The organism is Streptomyces sp. NPDC048185 (assembly GCF_043202495.1).
Classification (GTDB): Bacteria; Actinomycetota; Actinomycetes; order Streptomycetales; family Streptomycetaceae; genus Streptomyces.
In genome coordinates, this window is the sequence record NZ_JBIDAN010000004.1 from 296,716 (window position 1) to 320,229 (window position 23,514).

Below are 23,514 nucleotides of genomic sequence, written 5' to 3' on the forward strand. Positions count from 1 at the left end.
AGGAGATGGTTCACGTGTCCGCTACGCCCGTGCTGGCGTTGCGCGGGGTCTCCAAGCGATTCGGTGCCGTCCAGGCGCTCACCGACGTAGAGCTTGAGGTCCACGCCGGTGAGGTGGTCGCCCTGGTCGGCGACAACGGCGCCGGAAAGTCCACGCTGGTCAAGACGATCGCCGGCGTGCACCCCATCGATGAAGGCGCCATCGAGTGGGACGGCAAGGCCGTCACCATCAACAAGCCGCACGACGCCCAGAACCTGGGCATCGCGACCGTCTACCAGGACCTCGCGCTGTGCGACAACATCGACGTCGTCGGCAACCTCTACCTGGGCCGGGAGCTCCGCAAGCGCGGCGTCCTGGACGAGGTGGAGATGGAGCGTCGTTCCCGCGAACTGCTGGACACGCTGTCCATCCGCATCCCCAGCGTCCGCATCCCGATCGCCTCGCTCTCCGGCGGTCAGCGCCAGGTCGTGGCGATCGCCCGTTCCATGCTCGGCGAGCCCAAGCTGGTCATCCTCGACGAGCCCACCGCCGCCCTCGGCGTCGAGCAGACCGCGCAGGTCCTCGACCTGGTGGAGCGGCTGCGCGAGCGCGGCCACGCCGTCATCCTCATCAGCCACAACATGGCCGACGTCAAGGCGGTCGCCGACAAGGTCGCCGTCCTGCGCCTCGGGCGCAACAACGGCGTCTTCGAGGTCAAGTCGACCTCGCAGGAAGAGATCATCTCCGCCATCACGGGCGCCACGGACAACGCCGTGACCCGTCGTGCGGCGCGCACCAATGGGGAGATCCAGAAGTGAGCATCGAAAAGACCTCCACCCCCGCCGGGGACCCCGGGGTCGCGAACCCCGAGGCCGCCTCCGCCGCGGTCCCCACGGTCGACCCCCGGCTGCTGGTGCGCGAACAGGGCCTCGCCGGCTACGTCAACGAGTTCAAGCGGAAGATGAAGGCCGGTGACCTGGGCTCCCTCCCGGTCGTCGTCGGTCTGCTGATCATCTGGGCCATCTTCACCAGCCTGAACTCCAACTTCCTCACCGCCGGCAACTTCTCCGACATGTCGGTCGCCATGGTCGGCACCGGCATGATCGCCGTCGGTATCGTCTTCGTCCTGCTGCTCGGCGAGATCGACCTGTCGGTCGGCTCGGTCAGCGGTGTCGCGGGTGCCACGTTCGCGGTCCTGAGCGTCACGCACGGGATGAACGAGATCCTGGCCCTGGTGCTGGCCGTCCTGACGGGCACCGTGGCCGGCGCGATCCACGGCTTCGTCTTCGCGAAGATCGGTGTGCCGGCCTTCGCCGTGACGCTGGCCGGCCTGCTGTTCTGGCAGGGCTTCATGCTGCAGATACTCGGCAGCAACGGCACCATCAACCTGGACCCCGACGGTGTGGTCGCCCAGCTGACCAGCTACTACTTCAGCGATGTGGCGGCCGCCTACGGCCTGGCGGTCCTCGTGACCGCGGGGTACTTCCTGACCGCGTTCTTCGACAACCGCCGCCGTGCGGCCGCCGGGGTGCCGTCCCGGCCGCTGAGCGAGGTCATCGTGCGCACCGTGCTGCTCGCCGTGCTGGCCTTCGTCGTGGCGATCGTCTTCAACCAGTACAAGGGCCTGCCCCTGGCCGTGGTGATCTTCCTGGCGTTCCTGATCCTCACGGACTTCGTGCTGCGCCGCACCGCCTACGGCCGCAAGGTGTTCGCGCTCGGCGGCAGCGTCGAGGCGTCCCGCCGCGCCGGCATCAACGTGGAGCTGGTCCGGATCTCGGTCTTCGCGATCGCCGGCACGTTCGCCGCGATCGGCGGCCTCTTCGTGGCCTCGAAGATCGCCTCCGCCAACCAGGGCGCGGGCACCGGTGAGTTCCTGATGAACGTGATCGCCGCGGCCGTGATCGGCGGCACGTCCCTCTTCGGCGGCCGCGGCCGCACCTGGGACGCGCTGCTCGGTGTGATGGTCATCGTGTCGATCCAGTACGGCCTCGCCCTGCAGGGCATCGCCTCGCCGGTGCAGTACATGATCACCGGTGGTGTGCTGCTGGCGACCGTCGTCATCGACGCGGTCACCCGCAGGACCCAGCGATCGGCGGGCCGCGCCTGACGGCTCCAGCCCTTGGCTGTCCCTGAGTGACGGTGCCCGGTGTCGGAAACGACACCGGGCACCGTCCTTGTGTGTGGGGGACTCATCTATCGTGATTCCGGCCGGTCCGGGGCCTTTTTGCGAAGAAATAGACGTGAGGGTGGAACGCGAAACTCCGTTTGAGGGGTGTTCGATAAAGCGTTGACGACCTCGATCTCCCTGGGCATGATGATCCGGCGGGGACCACAGAGACATATTCCTTTTCCTCTCCTCCGAGTGCCTCTGCCGCAATTCACAGTGGATATCTTTCACGCATGACAGGGGGCCGCTTTGTCGCAATTTGACATGCCCATGACTCTGCTGAACGTCGGGGTGGCCGCCGTTCTCCTCCGGGCAGCCGCGGCGAAAACCGTGGGGCCCTCCGTCGCCGCCTCGGCTCTCCAGGAACTCACGGGAGGACGACGCCGGCCGGCCGACATCGTTGTCCGCATGGTCGCCCTGCTCGAAGTGGCCACGCTCGTCCTGCTGATCGCCCCGGCCACCCGCCCCGTCGGGTACGGGGCCGTCGCCGTGCTCGGTCTCTCCTTCGCCGCGCTCGGCGCGGCGGGACTGCTCCGCGGCAGCGACCGCCCGTGCGGCTGCTTCGGCGTGGACAACGACAAGCCGCTCGGCACCGCCAACGTGATCACCGGCCTGGCCTTCGCCGCGGTGGCACTCACGGGTCTCCTCGCCGGGCCCGACGCCGGCTCGGCCGCGACCGCGGCCACGCTCACCTCCGCCGTCTCCAGCGGCTGGCTCCTGGTCACGCACCGGACCGCCGCGGCGACCGCCTACCGCTCCTTCCTTCGCAGATGGGGATCTGCCTGATGACGATCGTTCTGGCCTGTGCACTGCTGCTTCTGACCGCCGCCGTCGTCCTGCTCTTCGCGATGATGGGTGAACTCGCGTCCCGCACCAGCGGCGCCGCTCCGGCCGCGTCGACGGAGGTCTCCCCGCTGGAGGAGTACCGCCTCGGCGCCGTCGTGGACGAGTGGCCCGAGCCCCTCAGGGCCCTGGACACCGGATCCCGCGTCGTCGTCCTCGTGCTGAGCACCGTCTGCGCCACCTGCGCCAAGGTCGCCGCGCAGATCTCCGGGGGGGCCCTCGAGGGCGTGGCGGACACGGTCGGCATCGCGGTCTCCTGCGCCGAGCGGGCGGACGGCGAGGAGTTCGTCCTGCGCAACGGACTGGCGGACATTCCCACCTACGTCGACGAGCGGGGCGGCTGGGTCGCGGGCTCCTTCTCCGTGACCCAGAGCCCGACCGCGCTCGTCTTCGACAACGGCGTGCTGAGCGAGGGATATCTCTTCACCTCGGTCGCCGAACTGCTGCGTGAGGTGCGTCCGGCCGGCACCGCCCGTGCCGCCGTCTGACGCGTTCACGCGCCCACCGACGTGGTTCGCGGCGCCCGCCGCGGATCCCGGCAGAGAAAGAATCCGTATCCAGAGAAGAACAGGAGCACCCGAATGCGTTTTGCCCGCAGAACGGCAGGCGCCGACGCGACCGAGCCGAAGCTCCGGCTCGGTAGGCGCCGCATGCTCGGCGGCCTCGGGGCCAGCGGTCTCATGGCCGCCGCAGGAGTCTTCAGCTCCGCGTCACCCGCCGCGGCCGACAGCGACAACTGCTGCAACCTCGCCCACCCGCCGGGCACGTCCGGCTACACCACGATGACGTACTGCCGTGCTCACCTCGGCTACCTGTGGGGCTGTTCGATGAGCGGCTCCCTGCACTGCAGCTGCTGCGAGACGCCCGGCAACGTCAAGTCGGCCTTCGAGTGCCGCTACAACTGACCGGCCTCCGCCCGACGATCCACCACTGAACGATGCGGTCATAGGGACGCCCCGCGTCCCCGACCTGGACACGAAGGAGTCAACACCGCATGGTGACCTGGCTCGTGATCGCCGGCGTCGCGGCGATCCTGCAAGTCTTCAGCCCTTGAGGTCAGTCGATGGCCGGGGTCGCCGGCCCGATGCTGAAGCGAAGCGGATCGAGTGGTAGCCGGTTCCTCGTGAGTCTGGCGGTGGGAGAGGCCATTGCCGCGGGCCTCATGTCCCTGGCCGTGTACGTGCTCGGACAGGGCGTCGCCCTGGTCGCCGACACGTCATGGCGTCAGACGATCACCGCAGTGGCCCTGGTGGTGTTCGGCGTCGCCGACCTGGCGAACCGTACGCCGCACATCTGGCGGCAGGTGCCGCAGGAACACGTCCGGACCATGCCGCCCGGCATGCTCGGCCTGACCTGGGGCTTCGATCTCGGCCTGCTGTTCACCACACAGAAGTCGACCTCCCTGACCTGGGGTGTGCTCGCGGCAGCCGTGCTGCTGTACCCCGGATCCTCGCCGCTGCTGCTCGTCTGCATGGCGCTGGTGGGGGTGGCGGCCGTGACGGTGCGCAGCGTCACCTGGTCCCTTGTTCCCCTCACCCAGTTCGGAGACCGAGTACGGCCCTGGTTCCCGTGGATGCGGCGCGCGGCCGGTCTCGGCCTCGTGCTCCTGGGTGCCTACACGGTCTGGACGGCCTGGCGATGAACAGCTACACCACGGCCCGGGACTCCCGGGGACATATCGCCCTCACCCGCTTCGAATGCCGCACGGCGCTGAACGTGGTCGTCGTGCTGCTCATGCACATGCGCATCAAGAGAGAGGTCCGGCGCGTCGCCCCCGGATTCGTGGGCGCCGCACCGGTCGTGCTCTGGAAAGACCGCACGGTCCTCAGCGTGACTCTCTGGCGGACGCTGGAGAGCATGTACGCGATGGGGGAGGCGCAGAGCCACATCCGCGCCTCCCGTGTTCCCTCGAAGCTGGGGATCCGCACCACCAGTGGCCTTTTCCCGTACGGGGGCGACTGGCGGAACGTGCTGTTCCAGGCGACGCTCGCCGACATCGACCCGCTCCATGAGCGGACGCAGGACGACGCGGCGGCCGGCGCATCCACTTCGGCTCGGAAGGAAAACGCACGATGACTCGTACTCCCACCGACAGGGGGGTGGTGTTCGTCAACGAGAAGGCGGACGGCACCCGCCTCGTGTACGTGGCGCTCGGCGTCGCGTCGGACGGCACGCCGCAGGAGGTCTTCGCCGTCCACCGGCTCACCGGGGACGACCGCCTGGACATCGACCCGGCGGTCCGCATGGTCGCGGCCGGGTCGATGACCCGCAGCAGCGAACCGGTCCGCGTCTTCGGCGACGGCGAGAGCGTCAAGGTCCAGCCGGCGGCCAAGAACATGGGCCCGCTGCTCGTCTGACGATCGCCGCCGGGGCGCGCGGCGATCGCCGCGCGCCCCGGCACACCCGGCGGAGACGGACGGCACCCGGACCCGCCGGGCGGAGCTGCTCCGACCCTCCCGCTCCGCACGGCGCGGAGGCCCACCAGGGATACTGGCACCTCCGCGGACACCCCGAGCCACCCGCCGGACCGGACCGGCACCCGGCACCCGGCACGACGAACCGACACGCACGACGCACAGGCAGGGAAACGGTGTTGAACGGCACGACGACGATCCGGCTCACCCAGTACGCGCGCGGCGGCGGCTGCGCCTGCAAGATCCCGCCCGGTGAGCTGGAGGCCGTCATGGCCGCCGTACCGGCCCGAACGAACGGTCAGCGGCCCCCCGGCGAGCTGGTGGTCGGCACCGAGAACGGCGACGACGCCGCCGTGGTCACCACCGCCACCGGCACCCTCGTCATGACCACCGACTTCTTCGGCCCCGTGGTCGACGACGCCTACGACTGGGGCCGGATCGCCGCGGCCAACGCGCTCTCCGACGTCTACGCGATGGGCGGCACCCCCGTCGTCGCCGTCAACCTGCTCGCCTGGCCGCGCGAGACCCTGCCGATGGAACTGGCCGCCGAGGTGCTGCGCGGCGGCGCCGACACGGCCGCCGAGGCCGGCTGCCACCTCGCCGGCGGACACAGCATCGACGACCCGGAACCCAAGTACGGGCTCGCCGTCACCGGGCAGGCCGACCCCGAGCGGCTGCTCCGCAACGACGCGGGCAGGCCCGGGATGCCGCTGTCACTGACCAAGCCGCTCGGCATCGGCGTACTGAACACCCGGCACAAGGCGACCGGTGAGCGCTTCCCCGCGGCGGTGGAAGCCATGACCACGCTCAACGCCGCCGCCGCGCGCGCCGCCCTGGCCGCCGGGGCCGTCTGCGCCACCGACGTCACCGGCTTCGGGCTCCTCGGCCACCTCTACAAGATGGCCCGGGCCAGCGGCGTCACGGCCGTCCTCGACCCGGCCGCCGTCCCGTACCTCGACGGGGCCCGCGAGGCCGTGCGCGACGGGTACGTCAGCGGCGGCACACGGCGCAATCTCGACTGGGTCGCCCCGCACACCCGCTTCGGGCCCGGCGTCGGCGAGGAGGAACGGCTGCTGCTCGCCGACGCCCAGACCTCCGGAGGCCTCCTCGTCGCCGGGGAGGTACCCGGCGCTCCCGTCATCGGCCATCTCGCCCCGCGCGGCGACCACTTCGTGACGGTCGGCTGACCCATGACGCGCACCCCCGCACCGGACCGCCCGCGCGTGCCCCGCACCGACACCCTGCTCGCCGACCCCCGGCTCGTGGAGGCCGCGCACCGGCTGGGCCCCACCCTCGTCAAGCAGGCCGTGCACCGGGCCCAGGACCAGGTGCGCGCCGCCGAGGTGCCGCCCGAGCGGATCGTCGACGCGGCCGTCGCCCTGCTGCCCGAGCACGCCATGTCGCTGCGCCCCGTCCTCAACGCCACCGGCATCGTCCTGCACACCAACCTCGGCCGCGCCCCCCTGTCCGCGCAGGCCCGCGCGGCGGTGGACGCCGCCGCCGGGCACGTCGACGTCGAGTACGACGTCGACAGCGGCCGGCGCGACCGGCGAGGCAGGGGCGCCCTGGACGCGCTGCGCGCCGCCGTGCCGGACGCCGGCGACGTCCACGTCGTCAACAACGGCGCCGCCGCGCTCGCCCTGGCGGCCACGGTCCTGGCGCAGGGCCGCGAGATCGTGGTCGGCCGCGGCGAACTCATCGAGATCGGCGACGGGTTCCGGCTGCCCGACCTGCTGGTCAGCACCGGCGCCCGGCTGCGCGAGGTCGGCACCACCAACCGCACCCACCTCGCCGACTACCGCGACGCCCTCGGCCCTGAGACCGCCTGCATCCTCAAGATCCACCCGTCCAACTTCCGCGTCGAGGGCTTCACTTCGGCCGTCGCGGTCACCGACCTGGCCGGCCTCGGTGTGCCCGTGGTCGGCGACATCGGCTCGGGCCTGCTGCGCCCCGACCCGCTGCTGCCGGACGAGCCCGACGCCGCCACCTGGCTGCGCCAGGGCGCCGCCCTCGTCACCGCCAGCGGCGACAAACTCCTCGGCGGTCCGCAGGCCGGGCTGCTGCTCGGCACCGCGGCCCTGGTCGAACGGCTGCGCCGCCACCCGCTGGCCCGGGCCCTGCGCGTCGACAAGCTCACCCTCGCCGCCCTGGAGGCGACCCTGCGCGGCCCCGAGCCGCCCGTGCACCGCGCCCTGCACACCGACCCCGTGCGGCTGCGGGCGCGCAGCACCGCGCTCGCCGACCGGCTCACGGCCCGGGGGGTCAGCGCCGGCGTCGTCCCGCACGACGGCGCCGTCGGAGGCGGCGGCGCCCCCGGGCAGCGGCTGCCGGGCTGGGCCGTGCGGGTCTGCGCGGACCTCGCCGACCCGCTGCGCCGGGGCCGCCCCAGCGTCGTGGGACGCACCGCCAGGGGCGCGCTCCTGCTCGACCTGCGCTGCGTCCCCGAGGAACGGGACGACGACCTGCTGACGGCGGCCGTGGCCGCGGCCCGCGACGCCGGGTGCCCCGGCACCTGCCCGGCGGGGTGAGGCGGCCGTGCACGTCGTGGCCACCGCGGGCCATGTCGACCACGGCAAGTCGACCCTGGTCCGCGCCCTGACCGGAATGGAACCCGACCGCTGGGCCGAGGAGCGGCGGCGCGGCATGACCATCGACCTCGGCTACGCCTGGACGACGCTGCCCACCGGCGAGACGGTGACCTTCGTCGACGTGCCCGGTCACCAGAAGTTCGTCCCCAACATGCTGGCGGGTGTCGGCCCGGTGCCCGCCGCGCTGCTCGTGATCGCCGCCGACGAGGGGTGGAGCCGGCAGACCCAGGACCACGTCGAGGCGCTGAGCGCGTTCGGCGTGCGCGACGGTGTCCTCGTCGTCACCCGCGCCGACCTCGGCGACGGCGACCTCGCCGTCGAGGAGGCCAGGGACCGGCTGGCCGGGACTCCGCTGGCCGGCCTGGAGGCCGTCGTCACCAGCGCGCCGACCGGCGCGGGCCTGCCCGAACTGCGCGGCGCGCTGGCCCGTCTGGCCGCGCGGCTCCCGGCCCCGGCCCCCACCCCGCGCACCCGGCTGTGGGTGGACCGCGTCTTCACGGTGCGCGGCGCCGGAACCGTCGTGACGGGCACCCTGGGCCGCGGCTCCATCGCCCGCGACGACGAACTGCTGCTCTGGTCCCGCGGGGAGCCGGTCCGCGTCCGGCAGGTGCAGAGCCTCGGCCGGGGCGTCGAGCGGGCCGACGCCGTCGCCCGGGTCGCCGTGAACCTGCGCGGAACACCCCGCGACGGCATCCGCCGCGGCGACGCCCTGGTGGCACCCGGCTGGTGGGCGGGCACCGGGGCGTTCGACGCGCGGGTCGACTGGCTCGCCGACCGCTGTGCGAGCCATCTGGTCCTGCACGTGGGCTCCGCCGCCGTCCCCGTGCACGTGCGCCGCCTGGGCGAGGACACGGCGCGGATCCGGGCGGAGCGCACCCTGCCCCTCGACGTGGGGGAGCGGGCGCTGCTGCGGGACCCGGGGCAGCAGCGCATCGTCGCCGGCCTGGTCGTCCTCGACCTGGAACCCCCGCCGCTGACCCGGCGGGGCGCCGCCGCCCGCCGCCACGCGGACCTCGCCGCCCGCCCCGACCGGCCCGACGCCGCCGCGGAGATCACCCGGCGCGGCGCGGCAGCGCGCACGGCCCTGACCCGGTCGGGACACCTGGCACCCGACGCACCCGCGCCGCGGGGGACCCGCGAGATCGCCGGGTGGTACGTCGACGCCGGCTGGTGGCGCGAGCGCACGGCACGGCTCGCCGAGGCCGTACGGGCACGCGCCGCCGCACGGCCGGACGCCCCGGCGCTGCCCCGCGAGGCCGCGCTCCGGGCGAGCGGCCTCGTCGACGGCGCCCTGCTGAGCGCGGCGGCCGACGAGCTGGGCCTGGTGCGGGACAGCGGGGGCCTGCGCGACGCGGACGCCCGGCCCGCCCCGGCCGACCGCACCGAGAGCGCGCTCGACGCCGTGTACGCGCGGCTGCGCGCCGACCCGTTCGACGCCCCGGGCCGGCCCGAGCTGGACGCGCTCGGGCTGACCCTCTTCCACCTGCGCGCCGCGGCCGACCGCGGGCGGCTGTGCCGCCTGGACCGGAGCGTGTACGTGCACCCCGAGGCCGTGCCGCTCGCGCTCGCCCGTCTGGCCCGGCTGCCGCAGCCCTTCACGCTCAGCGCCGGACGCCAGGTGCTGGGCACCTCGCGGCGGGTCGCGGTGCCCCTGTTCGAGCTCCTCGACCGGCTGGGACACACCCGGTCCACCGAGGAGGGCCTGCGGCACGTGGTGGCGCGCGACGGAGCCGGGGACTGACCGGCGCGGTCCGGCCGGATGTTCCCTGGGCCACACGCGCGCACCGGCCGGGCCGGTTTCCGGGCGAAACTGCGACAAATGTACGGCACTTCCGATGACTGGAGCCCGGGCCGGAACATTAGACTCGACGGGACCTGATTTGGCTTGACCACGATCGATCCGCACAACCAGCTCTCACCAGCTCTAACGCAAGGAGGCACGGGTGCCGCTGCTGACCCGCATCACGGGACCGCGCGATCTGGACCGGCTCAGCCTGGAAGAGCTGGGCCGGCTGGCAGAGGAGATCCGGACCTTCCTCGTCGACGCCGTCTCCAAGACCGGCGGCCACCTCGGTCCCAACCTCGGCGTGGTGGAACTCACCCTCGCCCTGCACCGCGTCTTCGACTCGCCGAAGGACAAGGTGCTCTGGGACACGGGCCACCAGTCCTATGTGCACAAGCTGCTCACGGGGCGCCAGGACTTCTCGAGGCTGAAGATGAAGGGCGGCCTGTCGGGCTACCCCTCGCAGGCCGAGTCCGAGCACGACGTCATCGAGAACAGCCACGCCTCCACCGTCCTCGGCTGGGCGGACGGCATCGCCAAGGCCAACCAGGTCCTCCACCGCGACGACCACGTCGTCGCCGTCATCGGTGACGGCGCCCTCACCGGCGGCATGGCCTGGGAGGCGCTGAACAACATCGCCGACGCCAAGGACCGCCCCCTCGTCATCGTCGTCAACGACAACGAGCGCTCCTACGCCCCGACCATCGGCGGCCTCGCCAACCACCTCGCGACCCTGCGCACCACCGACGGCTACGAGCGGTTCCTGGCCCGCACCAAGGACCTCCTGGAGCGCACCCCGGTCGTCGGCCGGCCCCTCTACGACACCCTGCACGGCGCGAAGAAGGGCCTGAAGGACTTCATCGCCCCGCAGGGCATGTTCGAGGACCTCGGCCTCAAGTACGTGGGCCCGATCGACGGTCACGACCTCGAGGCCCTGGAGTCCGCGCTGACCCGCGCCAAGCGCTTCGGCGGCCCCGTCATCGTTCACTGCCTCACCGAGAAGGGCCGCGGCTACCAGCCCGCCCTCCAGGACGAGGCCGACCGCTTCCACGCCGTCGGCAAGATCCACCCCGACACGGGCCTGCCCATCTCCACCTCCGGCGCCGACTGGACGTCCGTCTTCGGCGACGAGATGGTCAAGATCGGCGAGGAGCGCGAGGACGTCGTCGCCATCACCGCGGCCATGCTCCAGCCGGTCGGCCTCGACAAGTTCGCCAAGGCCTTCCCCGACCGCGTCTACGACGTCGGCATCGCCGAGCAGCACGGCGCCGTGTCCGCGGCCGGTCTCGCCCACGGCGGCGTCCACCCCGTCTTCGCGGTGTACGCCACCTTCCTCAACCGCGCCTTCGACCAGGTCCTGATGGACGTGGCCCTGCACAAGTGCGGTGTGACCTTCGTGCTGGACCGGGCCGGTGTCACCGGCACCGACGGCGCCTCCCACAACGGCATGTGGGACATGTCGATCCTTCAGGTCGTCCCTGGCCTGCGGCTCGCCGCGCCGCGCGACGCCGACCAGGTCCGCGCCCAGCTGCGCGAGGCCGTCGAGGTGGACGACGCGCCGACCGTGGTCCGCTTCTCCAAGGGCGCCGTCGGCCCCGCCGTGCCGGCGGTCGGCCGCGTCGGCGGCATGGACGTGCTGCGCGCCCCCGGCACCGACGACCCGGACGTCCTGCTGGTCTCCGTCGGCGCCCTCGCGCCGATGTGCCTGGAGGTCGCCGACCTGCTGAACAAGCAGGGCATCACCACCACCGTGGTCGACCCGCGCTGGGTCAAGCCCGTCGACGAGGCCATGGCCCCGCTCGCCGAGCGGCACCGCGTGGTCGTCACGGTCGAGGACAACTCCCGCGTGGGCGGCGTCGGCTCCGCCGTCGCCCAGGCCCTGCGCGACGCGGGCGTCGACGTGCCGCTGCGCGACTTCGGCATCCCGCCGCGCTTCCTCGACCACGCCTCCCGCGCCGAGGTCCTGGCCGAGATCGGGCTCACCGCGCCCGACATCGCCCGCCAGGTCACCGGCCTGGTCGCCAAGCTCGACGGACGGTACGAGCGCCCCGGTGCCGAGGTGGACCCGGTGGAGGCGGCGCGCGACTGACGTACGGCCGGATGGGCAGGTTCTCCACTCGTTGCAGTGGTGAAACCTGCCCATCCGCGTGAATCCGCTCACCCCCGGGCATACGCACTACGCCCCCTCACGATCATGTCGAGGACGACAAGCGTCGGAGGTACCCGTGAGCAGCAGCCTTTTCAGGACCAAGAAGATCGAGCAGTCCATCCGGGACACCGAGGAGCCGGAGCACGCGCTCAAGAAGTCCTTGTCCGCGCTGGACCTGACGGTCTTCGGTGTCGGTGTCATCATCGGCACCGGCATCTTCGTACTGACCGGCACCGTCGCCAAGGACAACGCCGGGCCCGCCGTCGCCCTGGCCTTCGTCGTCGCCGGTGTCGTGTGCGCGCTCGCCGCGCTGTGCTACGCCGAGTTCGCCTCCACGGTTCCGGTGGCCGGCTCCGCCTACACCTTCTCCTACGCGTCGCTCGGCGAACTGCCCGCCTGGATCATCGGCTGGGACCTGGTCCTGGAGTTCGCGCTCGGAACGGCGGTGGTCGCCGTCGGCTGGTCGGGCTACATCCGCTCGTTCATGGACAACGCCGGCTGGCAGTTCCCCGAAGCCCTCGGCGGCCGGGAGGGCGCCGACGGGTTCGGCTTCGACATCCTCGCCGCCGCCCTGGTGCTGGTGCTCACCGGCATCCTCGTCCTCGGCATGAAGCTGTCGGCCCGCATCACCACGCTCGTCGTCGCCATCAAGGTGACCGTCGTCCTCATCGTGATCATCGCGGGTGCCTTCTTCGTCGACGGCTCCAACTACGACCCGTTCGTCCCCGACGAGCAGCCGGTCGAGGCCGGCGGGGGGCTGCACTCCCCGCTGATCCAGCTGATGTTCGGGTGGGCGCCGTCCAACTTCGGCGTGATGGGCATCTTCACCGCCGCGTCGGTCGTCTTCTTCGCCTTCATCGGCTTCGACATCGTCGCCACGGCCGCCGAGGAGACCAAGAACCCGCAGCGCGACATGCCCCGCGGCATCCTCGGCTCCCTGTTCATCTGCACCGCGCTGTACGTCGCCGTCTCGATCGTCGTCACCGGCATGCAGCACTACTCCAAGCTGTCCGTCGACGCCCCGCTCGCCGACGCGTTCAAATCCACCGGCCACCCCTTCTTCTCCGGCGTGATCAGTTTCGGGGCCGCCGTGGGCCTGACCACGGTGTGCATGATCCTGCTGCTCGGCCAGACCCGGGTGTTCTTCGCCATGAGCCGCGACGGACTGCTGCCGCGCTTCTTCTCCGTGGTCCACCCGAGGTTCCGGACCCCGTACCGGCCGACCATCCTGCTCGGCGTCATCATCGCGATCGTCGCGGGCTTCACCAGCCTGAGCGAGCTCGCCGAGCTGGTGAACATCGGCACGCTGTTCGCCTTCGTCGTCGTCGCGATCAGTGTGATCATCCTGCGCCGTACCCGCCCCGACCTGCCGCGCGCCTTCCGCACCCCGTTGGTGCCGCTGCTGCCGATCGTGTCCGTGGCCGCCTCGCTGTGGCTGATGCTGAACCTGCCCGCCGAGACCTGGGTCCGGTTCGGCATCTGGATGGCGATCGGCTTCGTCGTCTACTTCCTCTACGGCCGCACGCACAGCCGCATGGCCCCGGGCAAGGAGACACCGGCCGCGCCGCCCGGAGGCGACACTCCGTAAGTTTCCTCGAAGGCCACTCCGGCCCCGTATGTCCCGTATCGGGGGAAATGCGGGGCCGGTTAGCGTACGGGGATGCACGCCCGCCTCCTCGCCCCGTCACGAACCGTCACGACCGCGCGCGAGGGCGCCGGCTACTGGACGCGCCTGCTGCCCCTGCTCGCGGCGCTGGCCTGCGTCACCCGCGTCCCCTCCTTCACCCGCCCCCTGTGGAACCCCGACGAGGGCTACCTGGCCGTCCAGGCGGGCCTGCTCGCGCACGGCGGCGCGCTGTACGAGACGGTCGTCGACCGCAAACCGCCGCTGGTGCCCTGGCTGTACCAGGCCGCCTTCGCGGTAACCGGGCCCGAGTCGCTGATGCCGGTCCGGGTCCTGGCGGTCCTCGCCCAGCTCGCCACCGCCGTGGCCCTCGCCTCCCTCGCCCGGCGCCGCTGGGGGGACGCCGCGGGCCGTACGGCCGGAGTGCTGTACCTGCTGATCTCCGTCGGGCTCAACCCGGAGGACGCGCAGGCGGCCACGTTCGAGGTGTTCATGCTGCCGTGCACGGCGACCGCGATGTGGTGTGCCGACCGCCGCCGCCCGGGCGCCGCCGGACTCGCCGTCGGCTGCGCGTTCCTCGCCAAGCAGACCGGCGCCGCGGTCCTGCTGCCGGTGCTGTGGCTGTGCGGCGCACGGCGGGCGGGGACGGCACGGCTCGCGGCCGGGACCGTGGCACCCGCACTCGCCGCTGCGCTGGTCACCGACCCGGCGGGCTTCCTCTTCTGGACGGTCACCGGATCGGGCACCTACGCGTCCCTCGGCGGGTCCGTCCTTCCCGTCCTGGGCCGGGCGCTGGCCAACACCGGCGTCCTGGCCGTGGCCTGCGCGGGACTAATCCCACCCGTCCTGCGGTCGCTGCGGGTCGCCCGCCCGGGGACGGCCGACCTGTGGCTGTGGCTCGCCGCGTCCGCCGGGGCGGTCACGGTGGGCCTGCACTTCCACGGACACTACTTCCTGCAACTCCTGCCGCCCCTCGCCCTGCTGGCGACCGCCGCGCTGCGCACCGCCGCCCGGGAACACCGGACGCGCGCGCTCCTCGTCACGGCGTCCGCCTGCGCCCTGTTCCTCACCTGGGGCCTGTTCGCGCCCCGCACCGAACTCGACCACGCCCGTCGCCTCGCGGACACCACCGCGCACCGCACCCGCCCGGGCGACCGCGTCCTGTTCTGGGGGATGCACCCCGAGGCGTACTGGTTCGCCGGCCGCACCCCGGCCACCCGCTACCTCACCGCCGGCCTGCTCACCAACTACGGCGGCGGCCGTGACGGCACCACGGTCGGCGAGCGCTACGGGGTCGAGGGCGCCTGGCGGATCCTCCGCGAGGAACTGACCGCTCACCCGCCGGCCCTCGTCGTCGACGACTCCCGGGGAAAGCCGTACGCGCCGGACCACCTGCCCACCCTGCGGCGCCTGCTGGGGGCGGCGTACGAGGAGGCGGGGGAGGTGGACGGGGCCGTGCTGTACCGGCGCACGGGGGCGGAGCGGGGCGGGGGGTAGGCGCCGGCTCCCCGTCAGACCGGCCTGACCGTCCGGGGACCCGCCACCTCGGCACCCAGCTCCGTGACCCGGCGGCGCAGCTCGCGGTCCGCCGTCACCAGCAGGACGGGGCGGTCACCGGCCCGCGCTACCAGCTCGACCATGTGGTCGTCCCCGCTGCCGGGCGCCGCCTCCACCCGGACGCCGGGCACGGAGTCGACGCCGCGGGCCGCGCCCTCGACGACGAGAACGATCTCCACCGGGCCGGGGCGGCCCGGCACCCCGTCCGCCGCCAGCCGGTCGCGCAACCGCTCCGCGGCCCCCCGCCGGTCCCGCCACCATCCGTCGGGCACCGACCCCACGACGTTCGCGCCGTCGACGATCACGAGGAGAAGACCGCTGTCGCTCATGGGGCCAGGGTCGCACGCAGGGGGACCCGCCCGGCGCGCGCCGTTGGCCGGCGTCATAAGGTGATCAGGTGAACGGCGATTGGCTCGTACGCGGCCGGGACGGCCGACTCAGCGTCTACCTGGTCACCCAGGACGCTGTCCTGTGCCGTGCGGAGAGGGCACCCGGCAGCACCTGGGACGCCCCGCGCAGGGTGGGCGGGGACCAGCGGGTGCATCCCGGCCCGGCGGTCGGCCAGGGCGCCGACTCCTACGCACACCTGGTCGCCTGGCGTCCCACGGTGCCCGGCGAGTCGGGTCTGGTGCACTCCACCCACTTCCGGCCCCTGCTGGCCGCCCTGGACTGGGAACCCGTGGGGCATCCGAACGGCAAGGGGGACCGCACCGGCAGGCCGGCCGTCGCGGTCGACCCCCAGGGCCGCGCGCACCTCTTCGTGCGCAACGGCGGCGGCGGGCTGAGCATGCGGGCGCAGAAGCAGAAGGGCGGCTGGGGCCCGTGGCGTGACCTCAAGGGCGCCGAGCTCCAGGACGCGCCCGTGGCGGTGGTGGGCAGGGGCGGACGCATCGAGGCGTACGCGGCCGGCGCCGGCACGATCCTGCACTGGCGCCAGGAGGCGCCCGGTACCGAGTTCCAGCTGGTCGACGCGGTGGAGGCCACGGTCCGGCCGGAGACCCTGCGTGCCCTTGCCACCTCCGACGAGAACACCACGCTGTTCTTCACCGACGGGTCCGGCACCCTTCGCGCCTGGCGCCCCGGCGCCGACCCGCTGTCCGTGCTCCCCGCGGCCGGCCCCGGTCCGGTCGCGGCCGTCCGCTGCGAGCTCGACGGCCACGGCTGCACGCTGCTGGCCCAGCGCTCGTCCTCCGGCCGGGTCGCCTTCACGGCGTATCCCGCCGAGCAGGAGTCGGCGGGCGCCTGGTGGACCGAGTCGGGTCCGCAACTGGACGCCGACGCCGAGGTCTCCCTCGCCTTGGACGCCGAGGACCGGGTGGTGGCGGCGGCGCTGTCCCCGTCGACCGGCCGGCTCCTGCTGGCCCGCCGCAAGGACGAGCCGGGGCTGGCGCTCGGGGCCTGGCAGCCGGTCTGACGGAAGCGGTGTCCGGGCGGCGGCGGCCCGGTCCGGCCGGGAAGGGCCGCCTGCACGGTCGGCACGCTCGGCCGGAACCCGTCCTGACCGTCGCTCGTCCCGGTACGGAGAGAGGGCCCCCGCGCACGGCGGGGGCCCTCTTCACGTACCGGAGCGTCGCGGCGTCACGCGGGAACGGAAGCCACGCCCGACTCCAGGAACCGCTTCCCGTTCACCCGCTCGGACACGCCCTCACGGTCCAGGTACGGCGTGATGCCGCCCAGGTGGAAGGGCCAGCCGGCGCCGGTGATCAGGCAGAGGTCGATGTCCTGGGCCTCGGCGACGACGCCCTCGTCGAGCATCAGGCCGATCTCCTGCGCCACCGCGTCCAGGACGCGGGCGCGCACCTGCTCCTCCGTCAGGACCGTGTCGCCCTGCTTGAGGAGGGCGGCGACCTCCGGGTCCAGCTCGGGCTTGCCGCTGTCGTAGACGTAGAAGCCGCGCTTGCCCGCCTCGACGACCGCCTTCAGGTTCGGGGAGACCGTGAAGCGCTCGGGGAAGGCCCGGTTCAGGGTCTCCGAGACGTGCAGGCCGATGGCCGGGCCGACCAGCTCCAGCAGGACGAGGGGGGACATCGGCAGGCCGAGCGGCTCCACCGCCTTCTCCGCCACCTCGACGGGCGTGCCCTCGTCGATGACGTTCTGGATCTCGCCCATGAAGCGGGTCAGGATGCGGTTCACGACGAACGCCGGGGCGTCCTTGACGAGGACCGCGGTCTTCTTCAGCTTCTTGGCGACGCCGAACGCCGTGGCCAGCGCCGCGTCGTCGGTCTGCTCGCCGCGCACGATCTCCAGGAGCGGGAGGATCGCGACCGGGTTGAAGAAGTGGAAGCCGACGACCCGCTCGGGGTGCCGGAGCTTCGACGCCATCTCGGTCACGGACAGGGACGAGGTGTTCGTCGCCAGGATCGCGTGGGCCGGGGCGACCGCCTCGACCTCGGCGAACACCTTCTGCTTGACGCCCATCTCCTCGAAGACCGCTTCGATGACGAAGTCCGCGTCCGCGAAGCCCTCGGCCTTGTCCAGGACACCCGTCACCAGGGCCTTCAGGCGGTTGGCCTTGTCCTGGTTGATACGGCCCTTGCCGAGCAGCTTGTCGATCTCGGCGTGGACGTAACCCACACCCTTGTCGACGCGCTCCTGGTCGATGTCGGTCAGGACGACCGGGACCTCCAGGCGGCGCAGGAAGAGCAGCGCCAGCTGCGAGGCCATCAGGCCGGCACCGACGACGCCCACCTTGGTCACCGGGCGGGCCAGCGACTTGTCCGGGGCACCGGCGGGGCGCTTGCCGCGCTTCTGCACCAGGTTGAAGGCGTAGATGCCGGACCGCAGTTCGCCGCCCATGATGAGGTCGGCGAGCGCCTGGTCCTCGGCGTCGAAGCCCTGCTGGAGGTCGCCGTTCTTGGCGGCGGCGATGATGTCCAGCGCGCGGTAGGCGGCCGGGGCGGCGCCGTGCACCTTGCCGTCCGCGATGAACCGGCCGCGCGCGACGGCCTGGTCCCAGGCCTCGCCGCGGTCGATCGCGGGACGCTCGACGGCGATCTCGCCCTTGAGGACGGACGCCGTCCAGATCAGCGACTGTTCCAGGAAGTCCGCGCCCTCGAAGATCGCGTCCGCGATGCCCAGCTCGTAGACCTGCTTGCCCTTGAGCTGCTTGTTCTGGTTCAGGCTGTTCTCGATGATCACCGAGACGGCCTTGTCCGCGCCGATCAGGTTCGGCAGCAGCGTGCAGCCGCCCCAGCCGGGGACCAGGCCGAGGAAGACCTCGGGGAGCGAGAACGCCGGGAGCGCCGCCGACACCGTGCGGTACGCGCAGTGCAGGCCGATCTCCACGCCGCCGCCCATGGCCGCGCCGTTGTAGTACGCGAACGTCGGCACGGCCAGCTTCGCCAGCCGCTTGAAGACGTCGTGGCCGCCCTTGCCGATGGCCAGCGCGTCCTCGTGCCGCTTCAGCAGCTCGACGCCCTTGAGGTCGGCGCCGACCGCGAAGATGAACGGCTTGCCGGTGACGCCGACGCCGACAATGTCGCCGTCCGCGGCCTCCTTCTCGACCTGGTCGATCGCGGCGTCGATGTTCGCCAGCGACTGCGGGCCGAGGGTGGTCGGCTTGGTGTGGTCGTGACCGTTGTCCAGGGTGATCAGGGCGAAGCGCCCGGCGCCCAGGGGCAGGTCGAAGTGGCGTACGTGTGCCTGCGTGACGACCTCGCCGGGGAACAGCTCGGCCGCACCCTTCAGCAGCTCTGCGGTGGTGCTCACTTGTCCCCCTCGAAGTGCGGGTTCTCCCAGATGACCGTCGCGCCCATGCCGAAGCCGACGCACATGGTGGTCAGGCCGTAGCGGACGTGCGGCTGCTCCTCGAACTGGCGGGCCAGCTGCGTCATCAGCCGGACGCCGGAGGAGGCCAGCGGGTGGCCGAAGGCGATGGCGCCGCCGTACTGGTTGACGCGCGCGTCGTCGTCGGCGATGCCGTAGTGCTCCAGGAACGCGAGGACCTGGACGGCGAAGGCCTCGTTGATCTCGAACAGGCCGATGTCGGAGATCGACAGACCCGCCTGCGCGAGGGCCTTCTCGGTGGCCGGAATCGGGCCGTAGCCCATGACCTCCGGCTCGACGCCCGCGAAGGCGTACGAGACGAGGCGCATCTTGACCGGCAGGTCGTTCTCGCGGGCGAAGTCCTCGCTCGCGATGAGGGAGGCCGTCGCGCCGTCGTTCAGACCGGCCGCGTTGCCCGCGGTGACCCGGCCGTGGACGCGGAACGGCGTCTTCAGGCCCGCCAGGTTCTCCAGGGTGGTGCCGGGGCGCATCGGCTCGTCGGCGGTGACCAGGCCCCAGCCCGTCTCGCCGGCCTCGGCGTTCGTGCGGCGCACCGAGATCGGCACCAGGTCGGCCTGGATCTGGCCGTTGGCGTACGCCTTGGCGGCCTTCTCCTGCGAGCGCACGGCGTACTCGTCGGCGCGCTGCTTGGTGATGCTCGGGTAGCGGTCGTGCAGGTTCTCGGCGGTCATGCCCATGAAGAGGGCGGACTCGTCGACCAGCTTCTCGCTGACGAACCGCGGGTTCGGGTCCACGCCCTCGCCCATCGGGTGGCGGCCCATGTGCTCGACACCGCCCGCGATGGCGACGTCGTACGCGCCGAAGGCGACCGAGCCGGCCACCGTGGTGACGGCGGTCAGGGCGCCCGCGCACATGCGGTCGATCGAGTAGCCCGGGACCGAAGTGGGCAGGCCCGCGAGGATGCCGGCGGTGCGGCCGATGGTCAGGCCCTGGTCGCCGATCTGCGTGGTCGCGGCGACGGCGACCTCGTCGATCTTCTTGGGGTCGAGACCGGGGTTGCGGCGCAGCAGCTCCCGGATCGCCTTCACGACCAGGTCGTCGGCGCGGGTCTCGTGGTAGATGCCCTTCGGGCCCGCCTTGCCGAACGGGGTGCGGACGCCGTCGACGAAGACGACGTCCCTGACGGTACGAGGCACGATGGCTCTCCTCCAGGGTGCGGGATGGCACTGCACTGCTGCGGCACGCTGAGCGCGCGCTCAGGCCCATGCTACTTATGAGTAACGTAGCTGCCCAGTCCCCCCGCCCCAAGCGGCGAAGGTCACACCGGAAGCCGGGCGGACGTCACCCCGTCGGCGGCGCCGGTTCGCCGCCGCGACACCGTCACGGCCGGCGGGGGCACGGGCGCCGCGGGGGCCCCGCGCCCTGTCCCGTCTCCGTCAGGCGGGCGCCGCCTCCTGGTTCAGGGCCGTCACCAGTACCGGCGTCACCTGTTCGACCTGCCACGGCCGTGCGCCGTGTCCGGTGAGGGCCGCGGCCACGGTCTCCCGGTCGGCCGGCCTCGGCGGCTCCCAGCAGACCCTGCGCACGGTGTCCGGGGTGATCAGGTTCTCCTGCGGCATGTTCAGCTGCTCGGCCAGCGCCGTCACCCCGGCCCGCGCCGCGGTCAGCCGGGCGGCGGCGGCCGGGTCCTTGTCGGCCCAGGCGCGCGGCGGCGGGGGACCGGTCACCGGCTGTCCGGGCTGCGGCAGCTGCGACTCCGTGAGGCCCTTGGCCCGGTCGACCGCGGCCTGCCACTGCTCCAGCTGCCGGCGGTTCACCCGCCCGAAGCCGCCGAGCGCCCCGAGCGCGTGCGCGTTGGCCGGCAGGGCGAGCGCGGCCTCCACGATGGCCGCGTCCCCGAGCACCTTGCCGGGGGAGACGTCACGGCGCTGCGCGATGCGGTCCCGGGTCTGCCACAGCTCCCGGACGACCGCGAGCTGCCGGCGCCGGCGCACCTTGTGCATGCCGGACGTGCGGCGCCACGGCTCCTTGCGGGGCTCGGCCGGCGGCGCCGAGGCGATCGCGTCGAACTCCTGCCGGGCCCACTCCAGCTTGCCCTGGCGGTCCAGCTCCTTCTCCAGCGAGTCGCGCAGGTCGACCAGGAGCTCGACGTCGAGGGCGGCGTAGCGCAGCCACGGCTCGGGGAGGGGACGGGTCGACCAGTCGACGGCCGAGTGACCCTTCTCCAGGACGAAGCCCAGCACGTTCTCCACCATCGCGCCGAGGCCGACCCGGGGGAAGCCGGCGAGCCGGCCCGCCAGCTCGGTGTCGAACAGGCGGGTGGGCACCATCCCTATCTCCCGCAGGCACGGCAGGTCCTGGGTGGCCGCGTGCAGCACCCACTCCGCGTCGGAGATCGCCGCGCCCAGCTCCGACAGGTCGGGGCAGGCCACGGGGTCGATCAGCGCGGAGCCGGCGCCCTGGCGGCGCAGCTGCACCAGGTAGGCGCGCTGGCCGTAGCGGTAGCCGGAGGCGCGCTCGGCGTCGACGGCGACGGGGCCGCTGCCGGCGGCGAAGGCGGCGGTCACCTCGGCGAGGGCGGCCGCGTCGGCGATCACCGGCGGAACGCCCTCGCGTGGTTCGAGCAAGGGGATCGGCGCCTGACTCACAGAAGATCCGGCGTCGTCCGGAGGGGCGCCTCCGGTGGTTCGCAGTGAACGGTCTGCTGCGGTTTCGTGGGCGTCGGTCACCGGTCAAGGGTATCGGTGTATGCGCGCAGCCCGCCGACGGAACGTTCCGTCGGCGGGCTGTGGGGGGTCGTGATCCGGCCAGGTCAGTGAAAGACCGGGCTCATGGGAGACGGGAAGGGGTCGGGGAGTCGGGGGTCGGGGCGGTCAGTGGATGATGCCGGTCCGCAGGGCGACCGCCACCATTCCGGCGCGGTCGCCCGTGCCGAGCTTGCGGGCGATGCGGGCCAGGTGGCTCTTGACGGTCAGGGCGGACAGGCCCATGGAGACGCCGATCGCCTTGTTCGACTGGCCCTCCGCGACCAGTCGCAGCACCTCGACCTCGCGGCCGGAGAGCTCGCGGTAACCGCCCGGGTGGCTCGGGGCGCCCGGGGGGCGGCGGTGCAGTCGGGCGGCGGCGCCGCCGAGGGGGGCGGCACCGGGCCGGGTGGGGAGCCCGATGTTGGTACGGGTGCCGGTGACGACGTAGCCCTTGACACCGCCGGCGAGGGCGTTGCGGACGGCGCCGATGTCGTCGGCGGCGGACAGGGCGAGCCCGTTGGGCCAGCCCGCGGCGCGGGTCTCGGACAGCAGGGTGAGTCCGGAGCCGTCGGGGAGATGGACGTCTGCGACGCAGATGTCGCGGGGGTTGCCGATGCGGGGACGAGCCTCCGCGACGGACGAGGCCTCGATGACGTCGCGCACACCGAGCGCCCAGAGATGGCGGGTGACGGTGGAACGGACGCGCGGGTCGGCCACGACCACCATGGCGGTCGGCTTGTTCGGGCGGTAGGCGACCAGGCTTGCGGGCTGCTCGAGGAGAACGGACACCAGGCCTCCTGGGGTGCGGGACGGGACCGGCTCCTGGGGGGCGAAGCCGGGACGAACCGTGCTTTCAAGGTCACAGTCGTCTTCGGCACCGAATGCGTCCGCCTTTAGAGAATGATCACGATCTGGTGAGTAACAATCCGAGCAATTCGGACACGCGGTCGATCATTCGAAGATCGAACGGTTTCGATCTCTGTCGAGATATTTGTCGATACGGGGCTGAAAGTGGCCGTGTCGACAAAGTGACCAACGGTTCGGCGGGCATGGGCGTGCGCCGGCGTTGTACGAAAAGACCGCCCCCGCTTCGGCCCTAGCGGGACTGCGGTCCGCGCCGCTGGGGCAGCGTGACGATCGACGCGTCGCCCGGGCCGGCCGGCGGCAGACCCGCGACCTGGGCCAGCAGGTCGCACCACGAGGCCAGATGAGCCGCGGTGTCCGGCGCACCGTTCACGCCCTCGCGGGGCGTCCAGGACGCGCGGATCTCGATCTGCGAGGCGGACGGACGCGCCGACAGTCCGCCGAAGTAGTGCGAGCTCGCCCGTGTGACCGTGCCGCTGGGCTCGCCGTAGGCCAGGCCGCGGGCCTGGAAGGCGCCCGTGAGCCAGGACCAGCACACCTCCGGCAGCAGCGGATCGGCGGCCATCTCCGGCTCCAGCTCGGCGCGCACCAGGGTGACCAGCCGGAAGGTGCCCCGCCAGGCGTCGTGCCCGGCCGGATCGTGCAGCAGCACCAGCCGCCCGTCGGCCAGGTCGTCGTCGCCGTCGACGACCGCGGCCTCCAGCGCGTACGCGAACGGCGCCAGGCGCTGCGGCGCGCGCGTCGCCTCCACCTCGATCTGCGGCCGCAGCCGCGCGGTCTGGAGCGCGTCGACGGCGGCCGTGAACGGCGGCGGTGCCGCACCGCCCGGTTGCCGCCCGCCCTCCTTGGTGCCCTTCGGTTCGTCCATTCCGCCAGCGTCGTCCGACAGTCGTCCCTGAGCCGCAGCCATGCGGGGAAGATTAAGCGGAACGGCGCCCCGGCGCAGGGAGGGACACCCGCGTGCGGGCGCGATGTCCGGATCACGCGGTACCGCGAGGGCGCACCGGGGCCCCCGTGCGGGTGCGCGCGCCCCGGCCGGGCGTGCCCGTACCCGAGGGCGGGCGGTGTCCGCG

The 23,514-nt window shown here is 72.7% G+C and carries 21 protein-coding genes; 15 read left to right on the plus strand and 6 right to left on the minus strand.

All coding sequences use genetic code 11. The features are described 5' to 3' along the window. Nucleotides 1–5: 5 nt before the first annotated feature. The 14 genes from ACGF3H_RS14865 to ACGF3H_RS14930 all read left to right on the plus strand — a co-directional run bounded on the left by ACGF3H_RS14865 (nt 6) and on the right by ACGF3H_RS14930 (nt 15,044). Nucleotides 6–797, plus strand: coding sequence for an ATP-binding cassette domain-containing protein (locus ACGF3H_RS14865; protein ID WP_362499314.1), 792 nt, complete (start codon nt 6–8; stop codon nt 795–797). Next, the gene (locus ACGF3H_RS14870) at nt 794–2,086 is read left to right on the plus strand and encodes a sugar ABC transporter permease (RefSeq protein WP_362499316.1); all 1,293 of its coding nucleotides are present in this window, start codon (nt 794–796) and stop codon (nt 2,084–2,086) included. Before ACGF3H_RS14865 ends, ACGF3H_RS14870 begins: the two co-directional genes overlap by 4 nt. Nucleotides 2,087–2,416: 330 nt before the next feature. Beyond that, nucleotides 2,417–2,932: a MauE/DoxX family redox-associated membrane protein gene (locus tag ACGF3H_RS14875; RefSeq protein ID WP_362499319.1), complete on the plus strand. Its 516-nt coding sequence runs from the start codon at nt 2,417–2,419 to the stop codon at nt 2,930–2,932. Further along, nucleotides 2,932–3,477 carry a hypothetical protein gene (locus tag ACGF3H_RS14880; protein WP_362499321.1) on the plus strand — a complete coding sequence of 182 codons (546 nt, stop codon included), beginning with the start codon at nt 2,932–2,934 and terminating at the stop codon, nt 3,475–3,477. Before ACGF3H_RS14875 ends, ACGF3H_RS14880 begins: the two co-directional genes overlap by 1 nt. Nucleotides 3,478–3,570: 93 nt before the next feature. Further along, entirely contained in the window at nt 3,571–3,894 is a 324-nt protein-coding gene (locus ACGF3H_RS14885) for a hypothetical protein (RefSeq protein ID WP_362499323.1), read from the plus strand. A gap of 218 nt (nt 3,895–4,112) precedes the next feature. Further along, nucleotides 4,113–4,631 carry a hypothetical protein gene (locus ACGF3H_RS14890; RefSeq protein WP_362499326.1) on the plus strand — a complete coding sequence of 173 codons (519 nt, stop codon included), beginning with the start codon at nt 4,113–4,115 and terminating at the stop codon, nt 4,629–4,631. Next, nucleotides 4,628–5,065, plus strand: coding sequence for a hypothetical protein (locus tag ACGF3H_RS14895; RefSeq protein ID WP_362499328.1), 438 nt, complete (start codon nt 4,628–4,630; stop codon nt 5,063–5,065). The genes ACGF3H_RS14890 and ACGF3H_RS14895 overlap by 4 nt, the downstream gene beginning before the upstream one ends. Continuing rightward, nucleotides 5,062–5,346, plus strand: coding sequence for a hypothetical protein (locus ACGF3H_RS14900; protein WP_362499331.1), 285 nt, complete (start codon nt 5,062–5,064; stop codon nt 5,344–5,346). Before ACGF3H_RS14895 ends, ACGF3H_RS14900 begins: the two co-directional genes overlap by 4 nt. A 236-nt stretch (nt 5,347–5,582) precedes the next feature. Next, on the plus strand, nt 5,583–6,590 hold the full coding sequence (gene selD / locus ACGF3H_RS14905; protein WP_362499334.1) for a selenide, water dikinase SelD: 1,008 nt from the start codon (nt 5,583–5,585) through the stop codon (nt 6,588–6,590). 3 nt (nt 6,591–6,593) lie between these two features. Then, a complete protein-coding gene (selA, locus tag ACGF3H_RS14910; protein ID WP_362499336.1) occupies nt 6,594–7,931 on the plus strand; it encodes an L-seryl-tRNA(Sec) selenium transferase in 1,338 nt (445 codons plus the stop codon). Nucleotides 7,932–7,938: 7 nt separating this feature from the next. Continuing rightward, the gene (gene selB / locus ACGF3H_RS14915) at nt 7,939–9,732 is read left to right on the plus strand and encodes a selenocysteine-specific translation elongation factor (protein WP_362499338.1); all 1,794 of its coding nucleotides are present in this window, start codon (nt 7,939–7,941) and stop codon (nt 9,730–9,732) included. 202 nt (nt 9,733–9,934) lie between these two features. Beyond that, nucleotides 9,935–11,863, plus strand: coding sequence for a 1-deoxy-D-xylulose-5-phosphate synthase (gene dxs / locus ACGF3H_RS14920; RefSeq protein ID WP_362499341.1), 1,929 nt, complete (start codon nt 9,935–9,937; stop codon nt 11,861–11,863). Between the two features lie 136 nt (nt 11,864–11,999). Next, complete coding sequence (locus ACGF3H_RS14925; RefSeq protein ID WP_362499344.1) at nt 12,000–13,511, plus strand: amino acid permease; 1,512 nt, start codon at nt 12,000–12,002, stop codon at nt 13,509–13,511. A 72-nt stretch (nt 13,512–13,583) separates the two neighbouring features. After that, nucleotides 13,584–15,044, plus strand: coding sequence for a glycosyltransferase family 39 protein (locus tag ACGF3H_RS14930; RefSeq protein ID WP_362499347.1), 1,461 nt, complete (start codon nt 13,584–13,586; stop codon nt 15,042–15,044). Between the two features lie 14 nt (nt 15,045–15,058). Here the strand turns inward: ACGF3H_RS14930 and ACGF3H_RS14935 are convergent, their stop codons facing one another. Next, entirely contained in the window at nt 15,059–15,433 is a 375-nt protein-coding gene (locus ACGF3H_RS14935; RefSeq protein ID WP_362499350.1) for an NTP pyrophosphohydrolase, read from the minus strand. A 68-nt stretch (nt 15,434–15,501) separates the two neighbouring features. Between ACGF3H_RS14935 and ACGF3H_RS14940 the strand changes: the two genes are divergently transcribed. Continuing rightward, nucleotides 15,502–16,518: a hypothetical protein gene (locus tag ACGF3H_RS14940; protein WP_362499352.1), complete on the plus strand. Its 1,017-nt coding sequence runs from the start codon at nt 15,502–15,504 to the stop codon at nt 16,516–16,518. Between the two features lie 164 nt (nt 16,519–16,682). On the opposite strand, the gene ACGF3H_RS14945 is transcribed toward ACGF3H_RS14940, so the two are convergent. The 5 genes from ACGF3H_RS14945 to ACGF3H_RS14965 form a co-directional block, all read right to left on the minus strand. Then, nucleotides 16,683–18,812 carry a 3-hydroxyacyl-CoA dehydrogenase NAD-binding domain-containing protein gene (locus ACGF3H_RS14945; protein WP_362499355.1) on the minus strand — a complete coding sequence of 710 codons (2,130 nt, stop codon included), beginning with the start codon at nt 18,810–18,812 and terminating at the stop codon, nt 16,683–16,685. After that, complete coding sequence (locus tag ACGF3H_RS14950; RefSeq protein WP_318214869.1) at nt 18,809–20,026, minus strand: acetyl-CoA C-acyltransferase; 1,218 nt, start codon at nt 20,024–20,026, stop codon at nt 18,809–18,811. Before ACGF3H_RS14950 ends, ACGF3H_RS14945 begins: the two co-directional genes overlap by 4 nt. Nucleotides 20,027–20,266: 240 nt before the next feature. Then, on the minus strand, nt 20,267–21,559 hold the full coding sequence (locus ACGF3H_RS14955; protein ID WP_362499358.1) for a ribonuclease D: 1,293 nt from the start codon (nt 21,557–21,559) through the stop codon (nt 20,267–20,269). 144 nt (nt 21,560–21,703) lie between these two features. Beyond that, nucleotides 21,704–22,366 (minus strand): response regulator transcription factor, encoded by a 663-nt coding sequence (locus ACGF3H_RS14960; protein ID WP_362499360.1) that lies wholly within the window; start codon nt 22,364–22,366, stop codon nt 21,704–21,706. Nucleotides 22,367–22,673: 307 nt separating this feature from the next. Next, a complete protein-coding gene (locus tag ACGF3H_RS14965; protein ID WP_362499363.1) occupies nt 22,674–23,351 on the minus strand; it encodes a DUF3000 domain-containing protein in 678 nt (225 codons plus the stop codon). Between the last annotated feature and the right edge of the window lie 163 nt (nt 23,352–23,514).

Excerpts from the sequence above, each read along its gene's own strand:
- ACGF3H_RS14865 (WP_362499314.1), top strand. The coding sequence starts at position 6 with ATGGTTCACGTGTCCGCTACGCCCGTGCTGGCGTTGCGCGGGGTCTCC.
- ACGF3H_RS14875 (WP_362499319.1), top strand. The coding sequence starts at position 2,417 with ATGACTCTGCTGAACGTCGGGGTGGCCGCCGTTCTCCTCCGGGCAGCC.
- ACGF3H_RS14880 (WP_362499321.1), top strand. The coding sequence starts at position 2,932 with ATGACGATCGTTCTGGCCTGTGCACTGCTGCTTCTGACCGCCGCCGTC.
- ACGF3H_RS14885 (WP_362499323.1), top strand. The coding sequence starts at position 3,571 with ATGCGTTTTGCCCGCAGAACGGCAGGCGCCGACGCGACCGAGCCGAAG.
- ACGF3H_RS14895 (WP_362499328.1), top strand. The coding sequence starts at position 4,628 with ATGAACAGCTACACCACGGCCCGGGACTCCCGGGGACATATCGCCCTC.
- ACGF3H_RS14900 (WP_362499331.1), top strand. The coding sequence starts at position 5,062 with ATGACTCGTACTCCCACCGACAGGGGGGTGGTGTTCGTCAACGAGAAG.
- selA (WP_362499336.1), top strand. The coding sequence starts at position 6,594 with ATGACGCGCACCCCCGCACCGGACCGCCCGCGCGTGCCCCGCACCGAC.
- ACGF3H_RS14930 (WP_362499347.1), top strand. The coding sequence starts at position 13,584 with ATGCACGCCCGCCTCCTCGCCCCGTCACGAACCGTCACGACCGCGCGC.
- ACGF3H_RS14935 (WP_362499350.1), bottom strand. The coding sequence starts at position 15,433 with ATGAGCGACAGCGGTCTTCTCCTCGTGATCGTCGACGGCGCGAACGTC.
- ACGF3H_RS14965 (WP_362499363.1), bottom strand. The coding sequence starts at position 23,351 with ATGGCTGCGGCTCAGGGACGACTGTCGGACGACGCTGGCGGAATGGAC.